We start from the raw sequence: 25,406 nt of genomic DNA, 5'->3' as shown, positions 1-25,406 counted from the left end.
ATAAGATTACTCGGAATTAACTTTTTCTCGTGTGAGGTGCATATCGTTGGTACTTAAGGTGACAGACAGTCCTTTTAGTCAGGAACAAGTAGAGCTCCTAAATCAGTTGCTGCCCACTCTTTCAGAGGTGCAAAAGGTTTGGCTGAGCGGATATCTTGCAGCTCTTCACAAAGTGGAAGCACCGATAGCCGCTGGGTTTCCAGCCACTTTAGCTGTGAATGGGCCAGTCATTTCCAAAGAGGTGACAGTGCTTTTCGGGTCTCAGTCCGGGAACAGCCAAAAGCTTGCCAAGGTGCTGACCGGAAAGCTTCAGGAGCACGGCTTCCACGTAACACTTTCCTCTATGAGCGACTTCAAGACGAATGCGTTGAAAAAGGTTGAAAACCTGCTTGTTGTGGTAAGCACACACGGGGATGGTGAACCACCGGATAACGCCATTTCCTTCCATGAATTCTTACACAGCAAAAGAGCACCGCAATTGGTGGGCCTGCGTTTTTCCGTGCTGGCATTGGGCGATACCTCTTATGAATTATTCTGCCAAACTGGCAAGGAGTTCGACAAGCGGTTGGAAGAGCTAGGCGGCAAGCGTCTTACTCCCCGGGTTGATTGCGATGTGGATTACGACGAGCACGCCTCCGAATGGATGAATCAGGTCCTGGCTTCTCTCAGTGAAACTTCGGCAACCCAGGCTGCTGCGGCAAGCGCAATCGTGGGCAGTGCAGTGATCGGGTCAGGGTCACAGACCGAATATTCACGGTCGAATCCCTTTCAGGCTGTGGTCTTGGAGAACTTGAATCTGAACGGTCGGGGATCAGATAAGGAAACTCGCCACCTGGAAATCTCCCTTGAGGGTTCCAGTCTCGAGTATGAACCGGGTGACTGTTTGGGGATCTATCCTAAAAATCATCCTGACCTTGTCCGTGAGCTGATAGACGCGATGGGCTGGAAGTCGGAAGAACTCGTTCCCATTCATAAAAGCGGGGAAGAGCGCACGTTGGAAGAGGCCTTGTCCAGTCATTTTGAAATCACGGTTCTCACCAAGCCTCTCTTGGAACAAGCCGTAAAGCTATCATCAGGAAACGGGTTGCGGGAACTGCTTGCGGAAGGACAGGAGCAAAAGCTTCGCGAGTATGTTCGAAATCGGGATTTGCTAGACCTGGTGGAGGACTACGATTTGAAGGGCGTATCTTCCAAAGAATTTGTCTCCATCCTTAGAAAGCTGCCGCCTCGTCTCTATTCGATCTCAAGCAGTTTGAAGTCCTACCCAGACGAAGTTCATCTGACAATTCGCAATGTTCACTATCAGGCTCATGGTCGAGATCGGTACGGCGTTTGTTCGAGCTATATCGCGGATCGTTTGGAGGCGGGGGATACGCTGCCAGTATTTGTGCAGCACAACCCCAACTTTAAGCTTCCAGCCAACCCGGACACCCCGTTGATCATGATTGGTCCCGGAACAGGTGTCGCTCCATTCCGTGCGTTTTTGGGAGAACGGGAGGAGCTTGGGGCGACGGGCAAGACATGGCTTTTCTTTGGCGACCAGCATTTCTCTACAGATTTTCTCTATCAGCTCGAATGGCAGCGTTGGCTCAAACAGGGCGTACTGACGCATATGGATGTCGCGTTCTCCCGAGATACGAGCGAAAAAGTGTATGTTCAGCACCGGATGCTTGAGAAGAGTAAGGAGCTTTATCAATGGCTACAGGATGGGGCGCACGTATACGTATGCGGAGATGAGAAAAGGATGGCGCATGACGTTCACGCAGCTCTGGTCACCATTCTCCAACAAGAGGGTGGACTTGATTCAGAGGAGGCCGTTGCGTACTTGAAACGGTTGCAGCAGGAAAAACGCTATCAGCGAGATGTCTACTGATTTTCGAGAAAGAATGAGAGGGGAGATAGGAACCATGTCAGAAAATCATTTGCTTTCGCCAAACAGTGCTCCTCACAGCGACGTAGAGGATATTAAACGCAAAAGCGATTATTTGCGGGGAAGCCTGGCGGAAACGCTGGAAGACAGGATCTCTGGGTCCATTCCTGAGGATGATAACCGCCTGATGAAATTTCATGGCAGCTACATGCAGGACGATCGGGATCTTCGCAACGAACGGAGCAAACAGAAGCTGGAGCCGGCCTATCAATTCATGGTCCGCGTGCGTGCCGCTGGCGGCGTTGTCACACCAGAGCAATGGCTGATGATGGACGATATCGCCCAGCAGTTTGCGAATGGAACGATTCGCCTGACGACTCGTCAGTCTTTTCAACTGCATGGCGTGATTAAGTGGAATATGAAGCAGGTGATTCAAGAAGTAAACGAAGCCTTGCTAAGTACACTAGCTGCTTGTGGGGATGTCAACCGCAACGTTATGTGCAACCCGAACCCGTACGAGTCGGAAGTTCATCAAGAGGTGTACGAATGGGCCAAGAAAATAAGCAATCATCTGGACCCCCGGACCCGCGCCTATCATGAAATCTGGCTGGATGAGGAAAAGGTCGTCGACAGTCGGGATGGGGTAGAGCAAGAACCGATCTATGGGCCTGTCTATTTGCCGCGCAAGTTTAAAATTGGCATCGCCGTGCCGCCTGCTAACGATGTTGACGTTTTCTCGCAGGATTTGGGCTTTATCGCCATTCATGAGGAAGGTCGACTGCTGGGCTTCAACGTAGCGGTCGGGGGCGGAATGGGAATGACCCACGGTGATCCGAAGACGTATCCGCAGGTGGCGCGGGTGATCGGCTTCGTTACACCGGAACAAGTACTGGAAGTTGCCGAGAAAACGGTCATGATCCAGAGAGATTATGGAGATCGTGCGGTGCGGAAGCATGCTCGCTTCAAATATACGATCGACGACCGCGGAATCGAATGGTTTATCCATGAACTGGAGCAGCGACTGGGCTGGGAATTGGAGCAGGTACGACCTTATCACTTTGAGCATAATGGCGATCGCTACGGTTGGGTAAAAGGGAGCGACGATAACTGGCATTTTACCCTTTTCATTCAGAATGGCCGTGTAAAAGACGAGGACAACTACCTCCTGAAGTCCGGCCTGCGGGAGATTGCCAAGGTGCATACAGGTGACTTCCGCCTGACGCCGAATCAAAATCTCCTCATTGGGAATGTCACCAGTGAAAGGAAGCCAGAAATTGAACAAATCATTCAAGCATACGGGCTCACCGATGGAGCTACCTATTCTGCACTCCGGAGAAACTCCATGGCTTGTGTTTCGTTGCCGACTTGCGGACTCGCGATGGCTGAGGCAGAACGTTATTTGCCTACACTGCTGGATGAGATCGAGCTGATCTTGGATGAGGCGGGTTTGCGCGATGAGGAGATCGTCATTCGCATGACAGGGTGCCCAAATGGATGCGCAAGACCTGCACTCGCAGAAATCTCTTTTATTGGGAAGGCTGTCGGTAAATACAACATGTATTTGGGCGGCGGTTTCTCTGGCAATCGATTGAACAAGCTGTATCGTGAAAACATCGGAGAAGCAGAAATACTGAATGAACTGCGGCCAATTTTAAATCGGTATGCGAAAGAACGCGAAGAAGGCGAACACTTCGGAGATTTCGTCATTCGGGCAGGGTATGTGAAAGAAGTCAGATCGGGACTCGATTTTCATGAGTAGTACGGCCTAGCAGTCAATTGAATAAAAGAAGAGCCCGCGACGACGTGGGCTCTTTGTTGCTTGCATGCTTTTTAGGCTTCTCGAAGCTGTTGAATCACTTGTGCTGCGAACTGATCTGTAAACCGGATGTGTCCATTTTCCTGTACGATCCGACCTTCCTCCTTGCGACGATCCAACCACTCGCTAATCCATCCCGGAGCGTAGCCGCCTTGCCCGAATTCTCCACCAAAGGCGATCATTTTCTCATAGACAGCCAGGTACTGTTCGCGAGTGGTATCGGGATATGACTTCGTGTAAAGCCAAAACTGCACATCGTACATCAGATACGAGAGTTCATCCGCATGAAAAGAGAAAAAGCCTTTTTCCTCTACAATCCGTGTACAAATGCTGCGTATTTTCTGTTCGATTTGTTCCACTTCCGATACGGGTGTGCACAGCTCCTCCAGTAAGGAAGAAAACTTCCCGTGGGCTACTTTGTAAAGAGCCGCTTCCTTGTCCTCCTCGGAGGTATCGTATTCTTCTTCGCTCACCAAGCCTCTGATAAATTCCTCGAAGTTTTCAGCCAGGAAAGTAATTTCATAATCGCTTTCCTGATCGACGTGAATGACTTCGGGTTCACCATCTCTCCCGCATGCCCGATAATCTAGCATCACTACGTCATGACCTGCTGAAGGACAATCGCAGATGACGACTCCAATGTCGGGATATCCCCAGTCTTCAATCATAAATTGACTGCCGAGATCCCCGCAGAGCGAATAGCTTTTCTCGCGGCCAATGCCTAGAATGCCCGTAATAGCAATGTGATCCTCAGCCCAGGAGGTAGGGTCCTCTGTTGGGAAGCACGTGTTCTTCGGAATGCCGCCATTCTGCTGTTTCATGAGTGCAAGATAGGAGGCAGGGAGCTTGTATCCTAGCTCTTCCTCGATCGATGCGATCAGTTCATCCGTGGGTGGCGCGGATTGATATGCCTTTTTTGCGTACTCGCTGTCGTCCCAAAAGTCTTCAAACGACATGTTCGAAAAAGGAACTTCCTCCGATGCTGAACCCTCAATAGCCGCTGCCCTTTTGGCTGCCATCCGAAGCTCTTGTCTTTGCTGCTTTTCCGCTTTTTGCAAGCTCCACTTTAGCCATGATTCGGTATTCTGATTGCCGGTTTCTAATTTGTCTGAGGTACGGAATGCTTGTGCCGCCTCTTCATATCTTTTCAAATAATAGAGGGCATAACCTATCCGAAAGTGCCAGACTGGGTCTTGTTGACCTGCTTCAGCAATTTTCTTCAATTGGTTGAGCGCTTCTTCATATAGCCCCAAGTTGTTATAAGCTCTGCCCAGTCGGCTGATTGCCTCATACTCTCGTTCCTCCTCGGGAACGGTTAACAGCAAGTCCACAATTCGCTGCTGTTCGTCTTCTTCATGCCAGCGATTCAATTGTTCGATAAGTACCTGATCCATTGCAACCTCCTAAATGATTCTTTTTCTTAGATGCCAGCCACGCGAAGCTACCGCCATCTACCAAATAATTATGTATTCATATAAGATTAATTTATTTCGTGTTGTTTGTGCATAGCTGATCTAGAAGGGGATTGAGTAAGATGGATATCCATGATGTATGGTTCGATTTTGCCGCAGCCTTTGTACAGAAACAGAATGCTTCGGGCTGGAACACACTGACCTCACAGGAACAAGAGATTGCCGCCCTATGGTTGTTGGAAGCTGATGTATATAACGGCGGGTTTTTGCAGTTTTTTTGCAACTGGGGAGAAGAGGCATATATCTACGCAGTACGGGCCTTACAAGCCATCGGGGCAGTCCATGCACTCGAAATCGTCCAGTCGGGATATGCCTGCATCGAGCATTTGTCAGAGGACAACCGCCTCACCCAACTTTGGGATATTCCACAGTTTCTTACTGAGGAAGAGGCAGAACGGCTGGATAAGCTTGATCAGAGCTTCTGGGAAGACCAGGATCGCATTGCAGAAGTTGCCCATCGATATTACGTACAGCAGCTAGGAGTACCTACCCCATCATAAGGTGACGGGGGTGGGTATTATCAAAGAGACTCCGATACCTATTCGACAGCACGTTCCCCTTCTGACAGGAGCATAAGCAGCAGCTCTTGAATAGCGGGAGCGAGCTTATCATTCTCTTCCATAATCGCAGTGAAAACGGGAATGGCGTCCTTTAGCAGCAAATAACTGTAAGAAAAATAGCTGAAAAATGCTTCCTGCTCATAGCCCCGCGGCTCCTCTTCTTCCCACCATAATTCATCGTCTTCCTCGTCCTCTGGCCATAAGTACTTTTCGTCCAAAAGCTCGTTCATGGTCTCAACCGCATGTTGTGAATCCGTTTCGTCCACGTTTATAGCAGAAGCTACAGCCAAGTACAACTGAATTTCCTGCAAAGAGACTTGCTCTGGTTTTTGTTTGGAAAGCTTCTGCAGGAGTATCAGCAGCACCCAAGGCGTCGTCTGCCACAAGGTGCTTTGGTGCTCGATTAGATTGGCCAATTCCTCATATTGCCCGGTCTGTATAAGCTGCGGAATGTCCGTCCCTCTGCCATAGGCTGTCGTCAAACGCTGCCACGGAATGTTGTTTGTCAGGTGGGTCAAAGAGTTCATCTCCATCTCTCCTTAGATATGAGACATTTCCAGTATATACCATAGTCACAACGGAATTTATATGCTAATCTCCTCACTGGTAATAACAAACCAAATCCTTCATCCCTGCAAGAAATTGAGATAAGACAATGGTTTTTATGGGTTCGGCAGGTACCGTTTGCGGAATCCTCCCTGTTTTACCAACATTAAATAGTTATTAATCCTCTAATTATAATAGATAATTGAATCAATAAATAATTTCTATGATATAGTTATAGTTGTGAAAGGTAAGATGTTTTCGTAGCGTCTTGCAACGGGGCAAGGAGCTACTACTTCTTTTTTACAAAAACAGTAGATAAGGAAGGGTAATATGAGCTCCATACAGCAAAAAACAGACGTTATTTTGATTGGTGCAGGTGTCATGAGCGCAACTCTGGGAGCATTACTAAAAGAATTGGCACCGGAGTTGGAAATCAAAGTTTTTGAGAAACTCGCAAAAGCAGGCGAAGAAAGCTCGAACGAATGGAATAATGCGGGTACTGGCCACGCGGCACTCTGTGAGCTGAACTATACATCCGAGAAAGCTGACGGGTCTATAGATATTAGCAAAGCGATTAAAATCAATGAACATTTTCAGCTGTCCAGACAATTCTGGGCTTACCTTGTAAAAAACAATCTCATCCAAAATCCGCAAGACTTTATCATGCCAATACCTCATATGAGTATGGTGCAAGGTGAAAAGAATGTAAGCTTTTTGAAGAAGCGTTTTGAAGCGCTGGCAAACAATCCTCTCTTTCAAGGGATGGAGTACTCCGATGACCCTGAAAAACTGAAGGAATGGATTCCGCTCATCATGGAAGGCCGCGCATCGAATGAACCAATAGCTGCAACAAAAATAGACACTGGTACGGATGTCAATTTTGGTGCTTTGACACGCATGTTGTTTGATTATCTGAAGACGAAAGACGTCGCGATTAACTACAAACATGCTGTTGAGGATATCAAACGTACGAGCGACGGCATGTGGAAATTAAAAGTGTACAATATGGGCACTGGTAACATCGAAGAGCATATTGCCAAATTCGTCTTTATCGGCGGTGGCGGCGGAAGCTTGCATCTGCTCCAAAAAACCGGTATTCCAGAGTCCAAACATATCGGTGGTTTCCCGGTAAGTGGATTGTTCATGGTTTGTAAAAATCAGGAAGTCGTTGAGCAGCACCATGCAAAAGTGTACGGTAAAGCAAAGGTTGGCGCTCCTCCAATGTCGGTACCGCATCTGGATACCAGATACATCGACAATAAAAAATCCTTGCTGTTTGGACCTTTTGCGGGATTCTCGCCAAAGTTCTTAAAAACAGGGTCCAATATGGATTTGATCACTTCCGTAAAACCGAACAACGTCATCACGATGTTGGCGGCAGGCGTAAAAGAAATGGCATTGACCAAATACCTGATCGAGCAAGTTATGTTGTCGCATGAAAAACGCATGGAAGAACTACGGGAGTTCATTCCGAATGCGAAAAGCGAGGATTGGGGTATCGTGGTAGCGGGCCAACGCGTGCAAGTTATCAAGGATACACCAGCAGGAAAAGGTACCCTTCAATTTGGTACAGAAGTAGTTAGTGCCGCTGATGGCTCCGTAGCTGCATTGCTCGGCGCATCTCCAGGTGCTTCTACAGCTGTTCAGGTTATGCTTGAGGTATTAGAAAAATGCTTCCCACAACGTATGGCAGAGTGGGAACCGAAAATCAAAGAAATGATTCCTTCTTATGGCGTGTCACTCATGCAAAACCAAGAGCTTCTCCACGAGATTCAACGTTCGACTGACGAGGCGCTGGGTCTAAGCGAGAAGGAACTGGCTTATAGTTAATTAGTTAATGGCAATCTTACAGTGAACCTTCGATCCGTTTTTGGATTGGAGGTTCTTTTTTTCATAGGAGGCTAAAGGACAAAATTCAAAAGGAAAGCAGAGTAAGGATGACAAGCTTGAAAAAGAATAGCACGTTTTCTTTCATTCTGGTAAGCTGCTTGTTCCTCATCGGCTGCGGTGCTAGCCAGGAACAAATGTCTACTGCACGTAACAATCAATCATCCGCACAGCGGGTCATTGAACACTATTCCGGAAAAACCACCATAAAAGGGGAGGCGAAGAAAATCGCAGTGCTTGATTATCGGCTGGCTGACTCTCTTTACGCTCTTGGCATCAAGCCCTATGCCATGGCAAAAGAATATCGGGTTCATGGTCCGAATCAGCTGTTTGCCGCGACGATTGCCCGCGATTTGGGATTGAAGCCGCTCCCTCAAGTGGAAGCTATGAAAAAGTTTGAAGTTATTTCTATGGAAAAATTGCCGGAGCTGAATCCAGATCATATTTTCATTCAGGTTGGAAATCCAGCCAAGGGTCCAGACGAAGAATCCGATAAGAGATTCCAAGAGTTAACTAACAGCGCTGTATGGCAACAGTTAAAAGCAGTCAAAAACAATCATGTATATGTCGTTCCTCACTGGATCATCAGTGATTTCCCCCACATCAAGGAGAAATCGATAGCGCTTGTCCTTGAAAAAATGAAGGCAGAGTAGGGCGCGGCCTCGTTCATTCGGCAAGCTAAGTTTAGGATAGATTCATATGGAAGCCACTTCGATGAGTTGGGGTGGCTTTGTCTGTTATCCGAAGGAGTGAACGATCACTGACTGATTATGACTATTAATGATTGTTTTTGATTGAGTTTGAATGTATAATCAAAATCAATCCTGGTGCAACTAGGAGAAGGGAGGATAACGATGCTAACCCCTGAACGTCATCAACTGATAGTAGCTTTAGTGAAAGAAAAAGATATTGTGCGCATTCATGAGCTTGTGGAAGCGACTGGGGCATCGGAATCGACGATCCGGCGAGATTTAAGCGAATTGGAAGAACAGCGCTTGCTTAAACGCGTGCACGGAGGGGCGTCTGTGCTACAGAGCAAAATCGAAGAGCCGACGATTCTGGAAAAATCGGTCAAACATGAGCGGGAGAAACTGGCGATCGCCAAATATGCCGCCAGTTTGATAAAACCACACGACTCTATTTTCATCGATGCGGGAACTACGACGTATCAGATGCTGCCCTATTTACCTTACGAAAATATCATGGTCGTTACCAACGGGGTGGACATTGCCCTTCAGCTTATCAAGCGAAACATCAGGACGATCCTGCTGGGCGGAGAATTGAAAGCGGCTACACTGTCGATGGTGGGGCGTGATGCGATCACTGCGCTCAGTCAATACCGATTCGACAAATGCTTTCTCGGGACCAACGGCATTGACCAGCATCACGGTCTGACCACACCTGACCCGGATGAGGCATACGTCAAGCAGCTGGCCTTGCAATTTTCTGACGAGCGATTTGTCTTGACCGACTCTGACAAGTTTTCCAGGGTCACCTTTGCCAAAGTGGGAGACCTGCAAGGCATCACGGTAATCACGGATGACGGTTTGAGCGAAGAGGAACAACAAGTTTACGGCAGATTATCAACTCTTAAAGTGGTGAAAGCATGATTTACACAGTAACCCTGAACCCATCGATTGACTACCACTTGTGGATTACTGCTCTGTCGCAAGGAACTATTCATCAGGCCCAAAAAGAGTGGAAGGTCGCTGGCGGAAAAGGCATAAATGTATCAAAGGTTCTCCGCATACTCAGGGAAAACAGCACGGCGCTGGGGTTTGTCGGTGGGTTTACGGGAGCGTTTATTCAACAGCAGATCGAGCAAGCCGACATCTCTCATGACTTGATTCAAATCGGACAGGATTCCAGAATCAATTTAAAAATAAAGGCGCAGACCGAAACGGATATCAGCGGAGTCTCACCGGACATCCCGGAGGAAGCGCTCCAAAGGCTGATGCAACAGATCGACAGCTTGCAGAGCGGCGATTATCTGGTACTCGCGGGAAGCGTGCCGAAAAGCTTGCCGTCTGATATGTACCAGACGATCATGAAGCGGCTGCGTGGCAAGGGCGTACGTATCTTCCTCGACGCAAAGGGAAAAGCGCTTGAAACCGGTTTGTCGGAGGAGCCTTTTCTCATCAAGCCCAATCATCATGAGTTGGGGGAACTGTTTGGGGTGACGATTGCCACACCAGCAGAGGCGATCGACATGGCGCGTAAGTCTTTGCAAATGGGCGCACAGAACGTCATCGTATCGATGGCTGGTCAGGGTGCTGTATTTGTCAATCGGCAAGCGGCCTATGTCGCCCAGATTCCGCAGCGCAAACCAGTCAATTCGATCGGTGCCGGAGACTCGATGGTTGCCGGATTCCTTTATGGCTATAGGCAGGGAATGGATACGGAAGCGTCGTTTCGTTTTGCCGTCGCCGCGGGGAGCACGACTGCCCTGTCGGAAGACTTCTGTACACATGAAAAGATAAAAGCATTTCTTCCGGAAATCACAATAACCGCCATTTGATAAAGGGGGTTCAACGATGAATAACGAGATTCGCATTGTCGATTTGCTAAAAGCTGAAACGATTCTTTTCCCTCTGTCTGCTTCCTCCAAGGAAGCGGTCTTAGATGAGTTGATTGAAAAATTGGACGAAGCTGGACGGCTCAACAGCAAGGAAGAGATGAAGCAGGCCATTCTCGCCCGCGAGGCACAAGGCTCCACCGGAATTGGAGAAGGAATCGCCATCCCGCATGCCAAGACAGCAGCGGTCAAAACACCTAGCATTGCGTACGGTTTTTCCAAAGAGGGCGTTGATTTTGACTCGTTGGATAACCAAAAAGCACATCTTTTCTTCATGATTGCGGCTACTGAGAACGCCAACCAGGCCCATCTCGAAACATTGGCGTTGCTTTCTCAGATGCTCATGGATGAAGCATTTCGTCAGGAGCTGACGCGTGCAGAAACGAAGGAACAGGTGCTGGAGATTATCACGCGCAAAGAAAAAGAAATCCAGGGCGAAAATGAAAGCGTTGTAGAGAGCAAGGAGCTAGAAGAGCAACAGGGAAGACAAGAGACCTCAAAGAAACAGCCGATAAAAGTAGTTGCGGTAACCGCTTGCCCGACCGGGATCGCCCATACGTACATGGCCGCCGATGCGCTGAAGAAAAAAGCAGCAGAGCTGGGGATTGCCATCAAGGTAGAGACGAACGGTTCCGGGGGTGTGAAAAACAAGCTTTCTTTGCAGGATATTGAGGAAGCGACAGCGGTGATTGTAGCTGCTGACAAGCAAGTGGAGATGGAACGCTTTGCTGGCAAGATCGTGATTGAAGTGCCAGTTGCGGAAGGGATACGCAATACCGAAGAACTGCTTCAGCGCGCAGTAGAGCAAAAGGGAAGCATTTACCGCGGAGGCGGGACCAGCTATCAGGAGGATATCCAAGAAGCAAAGGCGGAGAAAAAAGCGAAGCAGCCTGCTTTTTACAAGCACCTGATGAACGGTGTATCCAACATGCTCCCGTTTGTCGTGGGTGGCGGGATTATCATTGCGCTAAGCTTTATGTTTGGGATCAAGGCGTTTGATCCAAACGATCCGTCCTTCCATCCGCTGGCTAAAGTCCTGATGGATATCGGTGGAGGAACTGCGTTCAAGCTGATGATCCCGGTATTGGCCGGGTTTATCGCCAAGAGCATCGCTGACCGTCCTGGTTTTGCTCCCGGTATGGTAGGAGGCTTGTTGGCGGCTACTTCCGGCTCGGGGTTCCTCGGAGGAATCATCGCAGGGTTCCTGGCCGGATATATTGTGGTCGGATTGAAAAAAGTGTTGGCTGGACTACCCGAATCGTTAGAAGGTATCAAGCCGATGCTGTTGTATCCGCTGTTTGGGATTTTGCTTACAGGCTTTGTCATGGTGTACGTAGTATCTGACCCAATCGCTGCTGCCAATACGGCGCTGGGTGACTGGTTGAAAAACATGGGCACTGGTAACGCCGTCATCCTTGGTGTGATTTTGGGTGCAATGATGGCCTTTGACATGGGTGGCCCTGTCAACAAAGCAGCATTTACGTTCGGGATTGCGATGATTGCTGATGGAAACTATACCCCTCACGCAGCCATTATGGCGGCAGGGATGACTCCACCGCTCGGAATCGCTTTGGCGACTACTTTGTTCAAGAAGAAATTTACCATGGAAGAACGGCAGGCGGGTAAAACCGCTTACGTCCTGGGAGCAACCTTCATTACGGAGGGGGCGATCCCGTTTGCGGCGGCTGATCCGACACGCGTCATTCCTTCGCTCGTAGTTGGCTCTGCCGTAGCTGGCGGGTTATCGATGCTGTTTGGGTGCACATTGCCAGCCCCTCATGGCGGAATATTCGTTTTGCCGGTAATCGGCAACTGGCCGCTTTACCTTGTTTCCATTCTTGCCGGAACAATGGTTACGGCACTCATGCTAAAAGTTCTGAAAAAAGATGCGGTAGAGTAAAAGGAGCTGGAACCAGATGTTGACGAAAACTTTCACCATTCAAAATCCGACTGGACTGCACGCCCGTCCGGCAACGTTATTCGTACAAAAGGCTACCTCGTTTCCTTGTGAGGTAAACGTGATCAAGGGCACGAAAAAGATCAATGGTAAAAGCATCATGGGCTTGATGACGCTGGGTGCGAAGATGGGGGAGCAAATCACCCTTGAAATCACTGGAGAACAAGAACAGGCAGAGCAAGCAATGGAGGAGCTTGGCAAATTGCTCATGTCAGTTCACGGGTAACATGACAGGAAGCCCCCTCTGGACACCAGGGGGTGCGGCTTCGATAAGGAGCGATTGTAATGCTGCAAAAAGGGATCGCTGCAGCTCCCGGAATCGTGATTGGACGAGCTGTTGTACAAAAGGAAGAGATGGTTCAGTATGAACGACGTATCCTTGACCAAGATGAGGTGGCCGCAGAACTTGCGCGATTTCGGGAAAGTGTGAGAGCGGCAGATCTGGAGCTCGAGCAAGTCAAGAAGAAGGTCCGCCACGAGATGGGCGAAGAAGAAGCGAGAATCTTTGAAGCCCACCAGCTTTTTTTGCAGGACCCGGAGTTTATTGGTGCCATTGAGGAGAAGCTGGAATGCGAAAGAGTGAATGCAGAAGCAGCTCTGGAGGAGGTTCGTGACAGCTTTGTCGCCATTTTTGAGAGCATGGATGACGAGTACATGCGGGAGCGGGCGGCGGATTTGCGCGATGTCAGCCAGCGTCTGCTGAAGAATCTGCTCGGCATACACGATCAGTTGCAAGCGGATTTCGCTGAGCCGGTGGTGCTGGTTGTACACGATCTGACGCCATCCGATACGGCACAGTTGGACAGGGAAAAGGTAAAAGGATTTGCAACGAATATAGGCGGCCGCACGTCTCACTCCGCCATCATGGCACGCACCATGGAAATCCCGGCGGTGGTAGGCATGTCGGACATTACAGAGCAGCTGCAAACCGGGGATCTGGTCATCGTCGACGGCCTTGAGGGCGAGGTACACATTCGACCGGACGAAGCTGTCGTCGCAGCCTATGAAGCCAAGCAGCAGGCATATTGGAAACAAAAAGAGGACTGGGCTCGTCTGGTTCATGAAGAAAGTGTTACCGCCGATGGGCACCGCGTGGAATTGGCAGCCAACATCGGGAATCCGCGGGACGCCGTGCAGGCCGTTGAAAATGGCGCCGAGGGGATCGGACTGTTTCGTACCGAATTTCTCTATATGGGGCGGGAGCAGTTCCCTACGGAAGAAGAGCAGTTTGCGGCTTACAAAGCTGTTGCAGAAACCATGGGCAAGGATCGACCAGTTGTCATTCGAACATTGGACATCGGCGGGGACAAGGAGCTTTCCTACCTCGATCTGCCGAAAGAATTGAATCCGTTTCTAGGCTATCGAGCCATCCGGCTTTGCCTGGACCGCGTGGAACTGTTTAAGACGCAGTTACGAGCTTTGCTCCGGGCAAGTATATACGGCAATATCAAAATCATGTATCCAATGATCGCCACTATAGCTGAGCTGCGTCGAGCGAACCAGATCCTGGACGAAGTGAAGGCAGAGCTGCGCAACCAAAGCATTTTGTTTAACGATCATTTGGAAGTAGGAATCATGATCGAGGTGCCAGCTGCCGCGATGATCGCGGACCAGCTCGCCAAGGAAGCCGATTTCTTCAGCATCGGGACCAATGATTTGATTCAGTATGTGATGGCAGCGGACAGAATGAACGAGCAGGTCGCCTACTTGTACGATCCGTACCATCCCGCCATTTTACGGCTGGTGAATCAGGTAATCAAGGCGGCCCATCAGGAAGGCAAATGGGTCGGCATGTGTGGAGAAATGGCCGGGGAGGAATTGGCGATCCCGATTCTGCTGGGGTTGGGACTGGATGAATTCAGCATGAGTGCCACTTCTGTTCTCCGGGCCCGCGATTTGCTGAGAAAGCTGGATTACAAGTCGCTTCAGGAAACAGCACAACACGTCCTCACCCTGGAGAGCGGCGAAGAGATCAGAGCCTTTATCAAAGAGGAAATTTTAAACAAGCTGTAATGGCCGGTATAGTTGGCAAAATGATAAGGCTCCGCCATGATGTGTGGCGGAGCCTTTCATTCATCTATCTAAAAACGTTAAACCAACACTACTCTACTACCGCCTCTAACGTCACATCCACCTTCACAGTCCGCGTAACCGACTCATCTTCCTTAGAAGTAATCGTCACATACAGCGTAACGGTCTCTTCACCTTCGGCAGGCAGCTCCTTCAAAATCCCCTCATCGTCGATAAGCGCCTCATCAGAGCTCTTCGTCACCTGATAAGTCACATCATCGCTCTCTTTCGGCAGGGCAAGCACTGGTTGATCCAGCTCTGTAATGTTCGCAACCTCAAACTCGAATTGCTCCTCGGCTTCTTCTACAACCTTGGACAAGACCGCGTTTTTATTAGATGCCTTAATCATGAAGGATTTCCAAGCCTCGTATTCTTTTACAATCTGTTCACCCTTCGGCTTGCTTTGGTCAACGACTCGACCGACGAGCTTCAGCTTGTATTTGCCTGGATCGAGCTTCTTCGCTACTTGGCCACCATCGTAGTAGGTACCATCGAGATTAGAGAAGGTGATAGGGCCTGGCGCGATCAACGCGTAATTGTTGAACACGGATGCGAGTGTACCGACGTATTTATCGTCCAAGCTCCATGCCTCAACAGAGATCTGGTTCACGTCTTTGGCTTGCAGCTCGGCTTCGAGTGTGAACGAATCCTCATTGCCATCGCCATCAGGCGTGATTGTCGTATCGGAGAGCTTCAGGTTGTCGAAACCAAAGTTGGTATCCTCACGCTTGTCTCCCACGTGTACAGCAAACGGCAGGCGCAGGTCAGGGTTTCCTTTCGCTGTCAGCAGGACTTCCCCTTCATACACGCCGTCTTTTGCATCGGAGTCAACGGACAGGTTGAGCTCAAATGTGGTCGCATCGCCTTTTTTAGCGGAGATGGAATTGTCGGAGATTTCCACATCGATGTCATCCACATCTGGCGTTTTGGAGCCTGGCTTGTACGGATCTGTCGTGACGGATGGATGCATGATCACTTTTGCATCGTAAGAAACTTCCTTTTTGGACAGGTTTTTCAGCTGGAGTGTTTTCGTAACGGTATTGCTACCAGCCTTCAGCAAGCCAAAGGAAACGTTATCCGCATAATACGGAATGGTCTTCGGTTCAAAATCTTCGCCCAAAATGGTGAGCTGCTCTACTGTTGTCAGAACAGCAGGTGTTTTCGACGCGGCATGGCCGTTTACGCGGCCTGCACCTTGGGAGTACACATCGTACAGTGTGCCATCTGGGCTGTAAAGTGGTTTTGAGGTATTCGCGAGCGCTGCCTTGATATCGGCAGGTGTCCAGTCCGGATGTGCCTGTTTCATCAGCAGGGCAAGACCGGAAACGTGCGGAGCCGCCATGCTTGTACCGTTTAGACGAGCGTATGCCTTGTCGTACTTGGCGTCAGGGATCAGCTTGCTCCAAGATGGATAGCTGGAAAGAACGGCTACACCTGGCGCAGCCAGATTCGGCTTGATGCTGTAATCGTCGCCCATGATTGGACCGCGTGAGCTAAAGCCGGCGATGCGGTCGCCCGGGTCATTTGTGCTTGGGTATTTTTCTGAGAACGTGAACGTCAGTGTTTTCGCTTTTTCAGGGTTAGCCAGCAGCTCTTTTGCCAGTGTACGGCCTTCCAGACCCTTCATGTCAAAGGTAGGGATTGCTTCGATCTGGTCACCCAGAATCGTGCTGACGTAGCCCTCGCGATCACGGATATCCAGGTCAGCTACGCCATCCCCGTCGACGTCGTTACCGTTAAAGACCACGATAGCGACAGCACCAGCTTTTCGGGCGTTTTCGATTTTTTCCGTGAAGCCGAGAGAACCGCGGGAAACGAGAGCGACTTTGCCTTTTACATTTGCCTTTTCAAAATCGCTGCGAGAGCCAAGGTTGGCATAGACGACTGGCAGCGGTTTGGTTCCAATGATGGAGGCGAAGTTATCCTTTCTGACCTGCCATGCCATCACAGGGAATTCGTAATTAGCTCCGAAGGAAGAGGTTGCTGAGCCGTCATATTGCACGGTAGGGGAGTCTACCGCTGCAACTGTGATCGGCAGCCTCGCTCCAGAAGGTGATCCCGCCGTGTAGTAATGTCTGCCGCGCTCATCGTCGGCCGAATTCCCACCCGATACAACCGTAATCACACCAGACAGCACCGCGTTATTCACAGCGATGGCATCTGGGGAGTCAGAGTCCTTTTCCAAAGCGGAGCCAAGCGACAGGTTAATGACGTCCATGCCGTCTTTCACCGCTTTTTCGATACCGTCGATGACCTGAGCGGAGCTACCGCCGCCTCGGCCCAATACGCGGTAGACGTAGAGGTCTGCACCGTAGGCAACCCCTTTTACCTGTACATCTGAGGTTTTGTTTTTGGCGCGTCCTACGATCGTGCCGGATACGTGAGTTCCATGGCTGGAGCCTTCATATCCTTTTCCATCGCGGTCCTCTTCCACAGGGATTGGCGCTTGTTCATAAGGATCTTTGTCATTGTCGAAGGAGTCATATCCGCCTTTATAAGCATCCTTGAGATCAGGGTGCTTGTAATCGACACCCGTATCGATGACGCCGACCTTCAATCCTTTCCCTGTCAAACCTTCCTTCCACATATCGAGCACGCCAATTTGTTGGAGAGGGGCCTGATCCCATTTGGTGGACGATGCTTTCTCGCTGATGGCATCAATTTCGGGAAGCTCATAATACGTATTTTGATAAATGCGTTTCACCTGTGGCAGTGCAGCCAGCTCTTCCAGCTCGTCGGCTGACACCGTTACTTCCATTCCGTTGAATACATGCTCAAACTTGCGCTTTACCTTCAATTTGACCTTGTTATCTTTTGCTTCATCGAGGAAGGAGGCTTGTTCATCCTCTACTTTCGCTCGCAATGATCTAACGGAAGATTCTGAACCTTCACTATGTTTTGCTGTGATCGAAGGTTCACTTTGCAGCTCAATAATGACACTGACGTTTTTGCTAGAACTGGTGTTCAGCAGGGGGGAGATTTTCGAGATTTCGGAGCCAATCTCTACTTCCGCATTGGTATACTCGTTTACTTTTTCCCAATCCTGTTCACTAAACTCCGCCGCTGCCAATGCATTGTAAGGAAGGCCACTCAGCATGAGTGCTGCTGCAAGCGTAAGAGAAGCGAGAGTACGCATCTTCTTCATCAGTCCACTCTCCTTAAAAAATATGTATAAGACGATTTGCATAAGTATTTCTCTTCTCGTAAGACTACTCCTTTTATTGAGAAAAAGCTTTTTATCGGGTAAATTCGTCAAAAATCGACAAAATCGACTGTATTTTCAATCTAATTAAGAGGGATATGGTAGAAATTTGTTGTTTTTTGCCAATTAATTTTCTATATTTTTCATAAGACATAGGTCAGGAGAGGATAATCGATGATCAAGTTGAAAGATATCGGGAGGTTCGAAGAGCTGCCAGAAATCGCGATGCATATTTATCAAGGAAATGTCCCGGCTTTGCAAGATGCGATTGCGGCAGGCTGGGATATAGAAAAGGGCATCGTGCTAAGCGAATATACGACGATAAGTCCGTTGGATCTGGCACTTATATCGGAGAAACTAGAAGTTGTTAAGCTGCTGGTAGAGCATGGCGTTAATCTGAATGTCAAAAATAAACCGGCTTTTTTGAAGGCCGTACGTTATGGCAAGGAAGAGCTCGTTCGTTATGTTGCAGCGCAAGGAGCCAAGCTGGACATGGTCAATCAGGTGCGCTCAGGCGCTTATTCGGAGGCTTACTACGGCAACAAAAAGAACATCCCGCTCATTCAAGAGCTGGGACTGGATATAAGACTGCATGGCGGCGATGTATTGCGTGAAGCCGTGTCGGATCATGACCTTACGACCACGGCCTACTTGCTCGATCATGGGGTGGACATCAATTACAACAAACCGAATATGGTGTATCCGTATCAAGCGACCCCATTAACAGTTGCTACGCGCATGGGGAATGCCGCCATGGTCAAGTATTTGGTTGAACGCGGTGCGGACGTTATGGTAGCGGAAAAGGGTGGAGAGCGGCCTTATACCATCGCGGTCAGCAATAAAAATACGGAGTTGGCTGCGTATTTGAAATCGCTGGAACCTGCCGAGCTGCATGATGTGGAGAACAAAAAGTACGAGCTGCAAAAATATAAACTGACCGACGAACTGATGGGCTTTCTTACCGGAGAAGAGCTGCGTCTTGAGCTGGCGGACAATGATTATAGCATTGAGTACATCGACTTTTTCACATTGACCGATACGATTGAAATGAAAATCGGACGGCAAAAGCTGCTGCGTTTGTCTGCCGAAGTCGACAACTACTCCCATCTGCATCTTGTGTGGAATCCGAAGAAAAAAGGGAGCATCGGCTGCTATGATGAGGAGCATAAGGAGTATGCAGACTTGTGCAGTTTTACGGAGTTCCTTGCGCAGCCAGAGGTGTATCTGATCAAGTTTATGGAAGGCGAATTAGAATCGATGTAAAAGGAAAAGATCACTCGGGCCCTCGATAATCCGGGGGCTTGACAGTAAAATTTATCCAATGGTAAGATCGTGAGCAAGAAACGAAAGGAGGAGGATTAAACATGTTCGCATACGTAATCAAGCCTGAAACAAACAATGTAGCGATAAAATCCAACTCCATAGGTGTGCCTTTTACGCAATTGCGCTGTTTAAGGGTGAGCCAACTCCGTTTCCTATAGACTGCGGATAACGCTCCTACGATAACTTAATAGCCCCAAGCGTAAAGGCTGCGATACCATGCTGCATTTTTTCATCCAGACGGAAGAAATGAGCATGAAAGCGGCTTTTTCTATTGAAAAACAAAGAACATACGTTCCTATAAAACGAATAAAGGTGGTCTTCTTTTGAGCAACACGCCGATCAAATATTTCATCAATCCGGAAGTAAAAGTGGAAAACAATGCGGTAGAGGAGCTTCATCGACTTTTAGAGGTGAATGAAACAATTGAAACGCTGCAAAAGCATTCACCCGATTATTTTGACGATCCGAATACCGGGGTTTTGGAAGTGGCCATTACGCCCGATTTTCACAAGGGAAGCGGCATTCCTGTAGGCACGACGCTGTTTACACGTGGGTTTGTACTGCCGCAAGCGATTGGCAACGACATTAACTGCGGGATGCGTCTATATGTCACGGATTTGCACGAGGAACAGATTTGTACAAATCTGGATGCTATTGAACGGAATGTGCGCCATGTTTTTTTTGAAGGGGGTCGCAATATTCCCATGACGCGGAATATGCGCGAGAAAATGTTCAAGGAAGGCCTGATCGGCATACTGGACAGCCACAAGGAAGCGAATGGCGAGGGAATTTGGCGTTATTACAACGAGAAGCAGCAGGAGCTGGATTTGAACCATGTCAATAAAATGGGGTCCTTTATCGCGGAATCGACGATTGGACTCGATGACTTTCTCGGTCCTGCCGAGCTTTCTCGGGATGCACAAATCGGCTCGCTTGGCGGCGGGAATCATTTTTTTGAAATTCAGGTGGTCAAAAAAGTGCATCAGGGCTCTATCGCCAGTCAGTGGGGGCTGAAGGAAGGGCAAGTCGTCCTCATGATTCATACCGGCTCTGTTTCCATTGGTTATAACAGCGGTGCATGGATCAAAGAGATGCTGAAAAAGATGTACCCGACTTCCTTGAAGCATCCTGATAACGGCATGTATCCACTGCCTCTTTCGGAGCGTTCCCTTCCACAGTGGAAAATGTTTTGGAGTCTCCTGCACAATGCGGCAAACTTTGCATTTGCCAATCGATTGATGCTGGGTCTGATGATGTACAAATCGATTTCCGATGTGTTGGGCGATTTTGAACACAGGCTGTTGTACGATGCGCCCCATAATTATTTGTGGGAAGAACAGCTGGAGCAGGTAGGTGGATTTTTGCATCGAAAAGGGTCGTGTACGGCGAAATCGGCCGAGCAAATGATGGGCACGCCGTTTCAGTATACGGGCGAACCTGTGTTTATTCCCGGTTCGATGGGCTCGCACAGCTTTATTTTGGCGGGGCTAGGCAATCGGGACAGCTTGTATAGCGCAAGCCATGGCGCAGGTCGTGCGCTTTCTCGGGGCGATGCTGTGAAAGTGGACGATGACCGATTTCGCGAGTTTCTTGCCAACTTCCGCGTGATCAATCCGATTGATCCGAAGCGGGCGGACTTGCGTGGACGGAGCGATATTTTGAAGAAATGGGAAGAAGAGCTGAAAAAAGAGGCGCCGTATGCCTATAAAGATATTACTCCGGTGATTCAGTCGCATGTGGATCATGGGATGGCTGAGATTGTGGCCGAAGTGGCGCCGATTGCTACGGTGAAAGGCTAGATAGGAACCTCCCCTCCGAGCATTCGGAGGCTTTTCTTCTTGTTAGAAATAAAAAAGAGACCGTTCAGAATGAAACGGTCTCTCCTTGTACTTCACTCACGAAGGCATGTGTATTCTCTTCTGTGTCTTTAAAAAAGGTCATCCAGGTTTCCGTTTGCCCTATTTTGGCTACGAGATGTGGCTCGTCGATAAACGTAACGTCCCTTTTTTTAAAATCTTCAAAAGCGGTTTGAATGTCATCCACTTGAAAGTAAAGGACGGAGCTGGCGTGTGCAAATTGTTCTTTTTCCGGTAGGCTCAGCATGAGGCGAAGTCCGTTACATTCAAAGAACGCCATATTGCCTGTCTGAAACAAAAGAGGGAGCCCGAGTTGCTCTTTGTAAAAATGGACGGCCTTTTCTAGGTTTTTGACAGGGATGCCGATTTGCCCTACTTTTTGAATCAGGTTCGTTTGCATGATAAAGTCCCCCTTTTGTTCGCGTTTCCTTATCAGCATAAACGAATCCAATGATTATTTCTTATCCAAAATCACTTTTTTTCTGAATGACAGAGGAGAAATCCCGACATGCTGCTTAAACATTTTGCTAAAGGAAACAGGGTTACTGAATCCAACCTCAAAGGCGATGTCGGTCATACTGAAGTCCAGTTTGGCTAACAGCTGCTTGGCTCGTTGTATCCGGTATTCCGAAATATGCTGGTGGGGCGTTTTTCCATACACTTGGGCGTACGCTCGCAATAAATGGTTGGGGGATAAACAAGCAATCTGTGCGATCTCATCGAGCCTGATTGGTTGATCATAAAAAGCCCGTATATAATCGTGGGCGGTACTGATTCTTCGATATAGCTCCTCGCGCGTTGATTGCCGAAGCGCGTGCAAAGCGTCCATTTCTTTTCTTACATCGAGATGCCCGAGCAATAGGGTCTGCATAATCTGGTGAAATTGTTCTTCATAACCAATGGATTCTGGATCAAGGATGGTGAGACGCTCTTTCAAAGCCGCTAACTGAAATGCCAGTGTATGGCTCGTATGATAGGTTTTTTCAAAGAAACCGATCGAAGCCGTTTCCTTATACGGATCACTGAGAAGGAGGTCGGTTGAATCCACGAACGTGCTTAAAATCTCCTCGCCAAAACCATGCCGGAAGAAAATACAAAGCGATTCCACATCCTCATCTTCGTCAATGGAAATGGTATATTCCCCTTCGTTCAGCAAGAGATACCTACCCTCATCTACAGCAAAAAAGCCTTTACTCGTCTTGTAATGTGCCCTTCCATTACGAAATGTTTTAATGGAAAGCTGCCCGTCCCCTTCCCAGTAAAATTGCTTGCTTTTTGCGTGAAGAACATAATTCCTGGAAGGCTTGTCGGTCATTTCACGATATCCTGCAACGTCTTATCGATATGGGCAAAACGGAACTGATATCCTTCACGCTCAAGTCTTTCAGGAATGACCCAGCGGCTTTTTAACACCAGCTCTGTTTCCGTTCCGATCATCATGGCCCCCATTTCCAGCATCCATTTGGGAGAGGGCAGTCCGAAGCTCCGATTCATCACGCTGCGAAAATACTGCATGAATTCACGGTTTGTGACGGGATGGGGAGAAGAACAATTGAATACGCCGCTTAAGTCCGTTCGCTCTTTCAAAAAGAGAATGATCTGGAAGATATCTTCGACATGAATCCAGCTAAAACGCTGATTGCCAGACCCTTGTACACCCCCGAGTCCAAAGCGAACGAGATTTTTGTATGGATCGATAACCCCACCGTTTTCGCCCAGCACGATAGCCATGCGTAAGGCAACTTGTCTCGTATGCGGCAAGTCAAAGGAAAAGAAAGCAGCTTCCCATTGCTTGGCGACATCAACCGAAAAGCCTGTTCCAATCTCTCCGCCTTCTTCCGTCATGGGACGATCCTCCGCATGCCTATAGATGGTGGCTGTGCTGGAATTGAGCCAGAGCGAGGGCGGGTTTTTGCAAGCCAAAACAGCATTGCCGAGTATGTGAGTGGTCTCTGTCCGAGATTTCAGGATTTCTTTCTTGTTCTTCTCATGGTAACGACAGTTGACGGATTTGCCCGCCAGGTTGATGAGCAGCTCGGAATCTTCCAAAGCTTCCACTATTTTTGCGTGATTGTCCCACGTTATATGTGGGGAAGTTCTTGCGATGACCCTTACTTCGTAGCCAAGTTGATTGAATTTGTCTGTCAGATACTTGCCGATAAAGCCAGTGCCGCCAGCCAGGATCACTTTCTTTTTCATAAGATCAACTCGCTTCCATCGATGTACATATTTCTTACAATAATTGTAACATAATGCGAAGTGGCGGCAGCATGTATCCGTCATTCTATCGATTTTTTTGATAGACCATACAATACACAGGTATATCATCGATTTTGGTTTGTTCTTGTAACGTAAATCCGAGCTTTTGATACAAACCCACATTCTCTTCCTTTTCCGTATCCAGTGCGATTCCCTGCGATTCGTGGTCCTCCTTTATGGTTTGAAACAGGTGTTGCATCAGGGCTTTGCCGACTCCCTTGCCTTGAGCCTCCGGTTTTACGCCAATCATAATGAGGTAGTGATGATTCCATGGAGGAGCGGCAGAACGTGTGATGCGCATATAGGAATTAAGGAGTATCAGCGTTTTTCCAGAAAGTTGAAATACTAACGGGATCAATCTACCGATTAACAGGAGCCCCCCTTTTATATTCGAATGCTTGTTTGTTTGTGGTTTCTCGACGACGTAAGTGCCTAGCAAGCTGTCCTCGTCAAAAATGCCCCACACTTCCTCGTGAAACAGAAAGCTCTTATCAAAGAGAAAAGATAGAAAGGCTGTAACGCTTTTTCTTGCTGTATGATCGAGCTCTGAATCCCCAAATACATGAAGAAAGAAAGGATCACGCGAAAATGCCCTACTCATAAGGGATACGAATGCGGGTTTATCTGACTTTGTGAGTTTGGAAAGGCGGTAGGATGTCTTCATTTTTCTTTACCTGTGTCGTCGATTACTTTCCCATAATGATTGACAGCAAAGCTAAATAACACTTTTACCATAAAGAATAAGCAGGTGATCAACAGAAACGGATGCATCCCCGGGAGCAATGGTATCCAGCCAAGGCCAACGGACAGGAGAATGCCTGCGACAAACAGCTGCGAACGATTTCCAAAAAGAACATTCACAGCAAAAGCTCCTACAATCGTATAAGCCCATACCCCTATGGAATACGCGAGGTTTTGTTGTAAGAGAAGGGCAACCAGGATGATATGGACGTGAATGGCAATGAAGACGATGCGATTTTTTTTACGTGCGGCATAAAAATTGCTGGTTGAGATCGTAAAATTAGCTAGGCAGCCAGAAAATATATCGAATACAAGCAATAATGCCAGCGTGCTGCGCCAAATGGGCAAGCTCTCCGTGAGTTCTGGGAATCGCAAATAGAGAGCAGTGGTCAGCACTCCGCCGAACAGCAGGATAGCTCCGATCGAGCCAATGCTCTGCTTTTCACCGAAGACGTCATGCAAAAAAGCGGGGATCCGTATTTGTTTCATGATAAATTCACTCCTATCCCTTAAAAATATGTAGTGAATATACTTATTTACTACAAAATAATTATAACTATCAAAACCACCCCATTTCAATCATTTTGTAGTTAATTTATTGAAATACTCTAAAACCTGAACTACACTACAGAAAGAGGTGGAGAAGATGAATGGATTCGAACGACGAAAACAGAACAAAATCGATCAAATATACAGCGCCGCTTTTCAATTGTTCTCCAAGCATGGCTTCCAAAAAGTCAGCGTAAATGAAATTGCGCAGAACGCGAAGGTTTCTCCGGCGACCATTTATAACTACTTTGGGACAAAAGAACAGCTCTACGCGGACATGCTAATGAACTGGATGGACAAGCAGTTGGAGCAGTACGAGAGAATTCTCGATTCGGGGAGTTCTTTTCCTGAAAAGACAAAGGACATCATGCTGTTGGAATCCAAGAATTTGCATACCCTCACGGACGAGCTTCAGACCGCCCCCTTTTCTGAACTCAGTGGTTTGCTGCAACGAATCGAAAGCGAATACGAGCAAAAAATCAGGCGTTTTTTTACGAGGTTTGTCGCGCTTGGGAAGCAGGAAGGTTATATTCAGCGTGATATGAAAGAAGAAATGATGATGATGTACTTTACGATGTACAAAAATGAGCTGGGACGCCAGTGGGAAGCATCGGATCGTGAGCGAGTAACGCTGAGTATGGAGCAATGGGTGGATATGTTTTTCTTTGGGCTGGTGGGGCAGAAGCAGAAGTAGGACGAAAGTAAAAAAGCTCTTCACCCAAA

General features: G+C 48.4%; 21 protein-coding genes. 13 read left to right on the top strand and 8 right to left on the bottom strand.

The window, feature by feature from the left end; genetic code table 11:
- The first annotated feature begins 46 nt into the window (after nt 1–46).
- The gene (locus HP401_RS22555; protein WP_173606596.1) at nt 47–1,873 is read left to right on the top strand and encodes an assimilatory sulfite reductase (NADPH) flavoprotein subunit; all 1,827 of its coding nucleotides are present in this window, start codon (nt 47–49) and stop codon (nt 1,871–1,873) included.
- A 34-nt stretch (nt 1,874–1,907) separates the two neighbouring features.
- Nucleotides 1,908–3,629: an assimilatory sulfite reductase (NADPH) hemoprotein subunit gene (gene cysI, locus HP401_RS22550; RefSeq protein WP_173606595.1), complete on the top strand. Its 1,722-nt coding sequence runs from the start codon at nt 1,908–1,910 to the stop codon at nt 3,627–3,629.
- A 71-nt stretch (nt 3,630–3,700) separates the two neighbouring features.
- On the opposite strand, the gene HP401_RS22545 is transcribed toward cysI, so the two are convergent.
- Complete coding sequence (locus HP401_RS22545; protein WP_173606594.1) at nt 3,701–5,080, bottom strand: SMI1/KNR4 family protein; 1,380 nt, start codon at nt 5,078–5,080, stop codon at nt 3,701–3,703.
- A 131-nt stretch (nt 5,081–5,211) separates the two neighbouring features.
- Here HP401_RS22545 and HP401_RS22540 point away from each other — a divergent pair, with 131 nt between their 5' ends.
- Complete coding sequence (locus HP401_RS22540) at nt 5,212–5,658, top strand: DMP19 family protein (protein WP_173606593.1); 447 nt, start codon at nt 5,212–5,214, stop codon at nt 5,656–5,658.
- A gap of 38 nt (nt 5,659–5,696) precedes the next feature.
- Here HP401_RS22540 and HP401_RS22535 read toward each other — a convergent pair whose 3' ends face one another.
- Entirely contained in the window at nt 5,697–6,245 is a 549-nt protein-coding gene (locus tag HP401_RS22535) for a hypothetical protein (RefSeq protein ID WP_173606592.1), read from the bottom strand.
- A gap of 349 nt (nt 6,246–6,594) precedes the next feature.
- Between HP401_RS22535 and HP401_RS22530 the strand changes: the two genes are divergently transcribed.
- From HP401_RS22530 to ptsP, 7 genes are all read left to right on the top strand, one after another.
- Complete coding sequence (locus HP401_RS22530) at nt 6,595–8,094, top strand: malate:quinone oxidoreductase (protein ID WP_173606591.1); 1,500 nt, start codon at nt 6,595–6,597, stop codon at nt 8,092–8,094.
- A 116-nt stretch (nt 8,095–8,210) separates the two neighbouring features.
- Nucleotides 8,211–8,804: an ABC transporter substrate-binding protein gene (locus HP401_RS22525; protein WP_173606590.1), complete on the top strand. Its 594-nt coding sequence runs from the start codon at nt 8,211–8,213 to the stop codon at nt 8,802–8,804.
- Between the two features lie 201 nt (nt 8,805–9,005).
- Entirely contained in the window at nt 9,006–9,761 is a 756-nt protein-coding gene (locus HP401_RS22520; RefSeq protein ID WP_142497324.1) for a DeoR/GlpR family DNA-binding transcription regulator, read from the top strand.
- Nucleotides 9,758–10,669 carry a 1-phosphofructokinase gene (gene pfkB, locus HP401_RS22515; RefSeq protein ID WP_173606589.1) on the top strand — a complete coding sequence of 304 codons (912 nt, stop codon included), beginning with the start codon at nt 9,758–9,760 and terminating at the stop codon, nt 10,667–10,669. The genes HP401_RS22520 and pfkB overlap by 4 nt, the downstream gene beginning before the upstream one ends.
- A 16-nt stretch (nt 10,670–10,685) precedes the next feature.
- Nucleotides 10,686–12,626, top strand: a complete 1,941-nt coding sequence (locus HP401_RS22510; protein ID WP_173606588.1) for a PTS fructose transporter subunit IIABC — start codon at nt 10,686–10,688, stop codon at nt 12,624–12,626.
- A gap of 16 nt (nt 12,627–12,642) precedes the next feature.
- Nucleotides 12,643–12,909, top strand: coding sequence for an HPr family phosphocarrier protein (locus tag HP401_RS22505; protein ID WP_064200244.1), 267 nt, complete (start codon nt 12,643–12,645; stop codon nt 12,907–12,909).
- Between the two features lie 59 nt (nt 12,910–12,968).
- Nucleotides 12,969–14,696, top strand: a complete 1,728-nt coding sequence (gene ptsP / locus HP401_RS22500; protein ID WP_173606587.1) for a phosphoenolpyruvate--protein phosphotransferase — start codon at nt 12,969–12,971, stop codon at nt 14,694–14,696.
- 88 nt (nt 14,697–14,784) lie between these two features.
- Here ptsP and HP401_RS22495 read toward each other — a convergent pair whose 3' ends face one another.
- Nucleotides 14,785–17,898 carry a S8 family serine peptidase gene (locus tag HP401_RS22495; RefSeq protein WP_173606586.1) on the bottom strand — a complete coding sequence of 1,038 codons (3,114 nt, stop codon included), beginning with the start codon at nt 17,896–17,898 and terminating at the stop codon, nt 14,785–14,787.
- A 231-nt stretch (nt 17,899–18,129) separates the two neighbouring features.
- On the opposite strand from HP401_RS22495, the gene HP401_RS22490 reads away from it, so the two are divergent.
- Nucleotides 18,130–19,218: an ankyrin repeat domain-containing protein gene (locus HP401_RS22490; protein ID WP_173606585.1), complete on the top strand. Its 1,089-nt coding sequence runs from the start codon at nt 18,130–18,132 to the stop codon at nt 19,216–19,218.
- A gap of 383 nt (nt 19,219–19,601) precedes the next feature.
- On the top strand, nt 19,602–21,077 hold the full coding sequence (locus HP401_RS22485) for an RtcB family protein (RefSeq protein ID WP_173606584.1): 1,476 nt from the start codon (nt 19,602–19,604) through the stop codon (nt 21,075–21,077).
- A 64-nt stretch (nt 21,078–21,141) separates the two neighbouring features.
- Here the strand turns inward: HP401_RS22485 and HP401_RS22480 are convergent, their stop codons facing one another.
- The 5 genes from HP401_RS22480 to HP401_RS22460 form a co-directional block, all read right to left on the bottom strand.
- Nucleotides 21,142–21,534 (bottom strand): VOC family protein, encoded by a 393-nt coding sequence (locus tag HP401_RS22480; protein ID WP_087348604.1) that lies wholly within the window; start codon nt 21,532–21,534, stop codon nt 21,142–21,144.
- A gap of 54 nt (nt 21,535–21,588) precedes the next feature.
- On the bottom strand, nt 21,589–22,449 hold the full coding sequence (locus HP401_RS22475) for an AraC family transcriptional regulator (RefSeq protein WP_173606583.1): 861 nt from the start codon (nt 22,447–22,449) through the stop codon (nt 21,589–21,591).
- Nucleotides 22,446–23,333 carry a TIGR01777 family oxidoreductase gene (locus HP401_RS22470; RefSeq protein WP_173606582.1) on the bottom strand — a complete coding sequence of 296 codons (888 nt, stop codon included), beginning with the start codon at nt 23,331–23,333 and terminating at the stop codon, nt 22,446–22,448. The genes HP401_RS22475 and HP401_RS22470 overlap by 4 nt, the downstream gene beginning before the upstream one ends.
- A gap of 85 nt (nt 23,334–23,418) precedes the next feature.
- Entirely contained in the window at nt 23,419–24,057 is a 639-nt protein-coding gene (locus HP401_RS22465) for a GNAT family N-acetyltransferase (RefSeq protein ID WP_173606581.1), read from the bottom strand.
- Nucleotides 24,054–24,623 (bottom strand): hypothetical protein, encoded by a 570-nt coding sequence (locus HP401_RS22460; RefSeq protein WP_173606580.1) that lies wholly within the window; start codon nt 24,621–24,623, stop codon nt 24,054–24,056. Before HP401_RS22460 ends, HP401_RS22465 begins: the two co-directional genes overlap by 4 nt.
- Nucleotides 24,624–24,780: 157 nt before the next feature.
- Between HP401_RS22460 and HP401_RS22455 the strand changes: the two genes are divergently transcribed.
- A complete protein-coding gene (locus HP401_RS22455; protein WP_173606579.1) occupies nt 24,781–25,377 on the top strand; it encodes a TetR/AcrR family transcriptional regulator in 597 nt (198 codons plus the stop codon).
- Nucleotides 25,378–25,406: the final 29 nt, after the last annotated feature.

It is taken from the genome of Brevibacillus sp. HB2.2, from assembly GCF_013284275.1.
Taxonomy (GTDB): domain Bacteria; phylum Bacillota; class Bacilli; order Brevibacillales; family Brevibacillaceae; genus Brevibacillus; species Brevibacillus brevis_D.
The sequence above is the reverse complement of the archived record's forward strand: the minus strand, read 5'-3'. Positions and strand labels throughout refer to the sequence as shown.

Bases quoted from the DNA above. Each gene is read 5' to 3' on its own strand.
- cysI (WP_173606595.1), top strand. From the start codon at position 1,908: ATGTCAGAAAATCATTTGCTTTCGCCAAACAGTGCTCCTCACAGCGAC.
- HP401_RS22545 (WP_173606594.1), bottom strand. From the start codon at position 5,080: ATGGATCAGGTACTTATCGAACAATTGAATCGCTGGCATGAAGAAGAC.
- HP401_RS22535 (WP_173606592.1), bottom strand. From the start codon at position 6,245: ATGAACTCTTTGACCCACCTGACAAACAACATTCCGTGGCAGCGTTTG.
- HP401_RS22530 (WP_173606591.1), top strand. From the start codon at position 6,595: ATGAGCTCCATACAGCAAAAAACAGACGTTATTTTGATTGGTGCAGGT.
- HP401_RS22520 (WP_142497324.1), top strand. From the start codon at position 9,006: ATGCTAACCCCTGAACGTCATCAACTGATAGTAGCTTTAGTGAAAGAA.
- pfkB (WP_173606589.1), top strand. From the start codon at position 9,758: ATGATTTACACAGTAACCCTGAACCCATCGATTGACTACCACTTGTGG.
- HP401_RS22510 (WP_173606588.1), top strand. From the start codon at position 10,686: ATGAATAACGAGATTCGCATTGTCGATTTGCTAAAAGCTGAAACGATT.
- HP401_RS22505 (WP_064200244.1), top strand. From the start codon at position 12,643: ATGTTGACGAAAACTTTCACCATTCAAAATCCGACTGGACTGCACGCC.
- ptsP (WP_173606587.1), top strand. From the start codon at position 12,969: ATGCTGCAAAAAGGGATCGCTGCAGCTCCCGGAATCGTGATTGGACGA.
- HP401_RS22495 (WP_173606586.1), bottom strand. From the start codon at position 17,898: ATGAAGAAGATGCGTACTCTCGCTTCTCTTACGCTTGCAGCAGCACTC.
- HP401_RS22490 (WP_173606585.1), top strand. From the start codon at position 18,130: ATGATCAAGTTGAAAGATATCGGGAGGTTCGAAGAGCTGCCAGAAATC.
- HP401_RS22480 (WP_087348604.1), bottom strand. From the start codon at position 21,534: ATGCAAACGAACCTGATTCAAAAAGTAGGGCAAATCGGCATCCCTGTC.
- HP401_RS22475 (WP_173606583.1), bottom strand. From the start codon at position 22,449: ATGACCGACAAGCCTTCCAGGAATTATGTTCTTCACGCAAAAAGCAAG.
- HP401_RS22470 (WP_173606582.1), bottom strand. From the start codon at position 23,333: ATGAAAAAGAAAGTGATCCTGGCTGGCGGCACTGGCTTTATCGGCAAG.
- HP401_RS22465 (WP_173606581.1), bottom strand. From the start codon at position 24,057: ATGAAGACATCCTACCGCCTTTCCAAACTCACAAAGTCAGATAAACCC.
- HP401_RS22460 (WP_173606580.1), bottom strand. From the start codon at position 24,623: ATGAAACAAATACGGATCCCCGCTTTTTTGCATGACGTCTTCGGTGAA.
- HP401_RS22455 (WP_173606579.1), top strand. From the start codon at position 24,781: ATGAATGGATTCGAACGACGAAAACAGAACAAAATCGATCAAATATAC.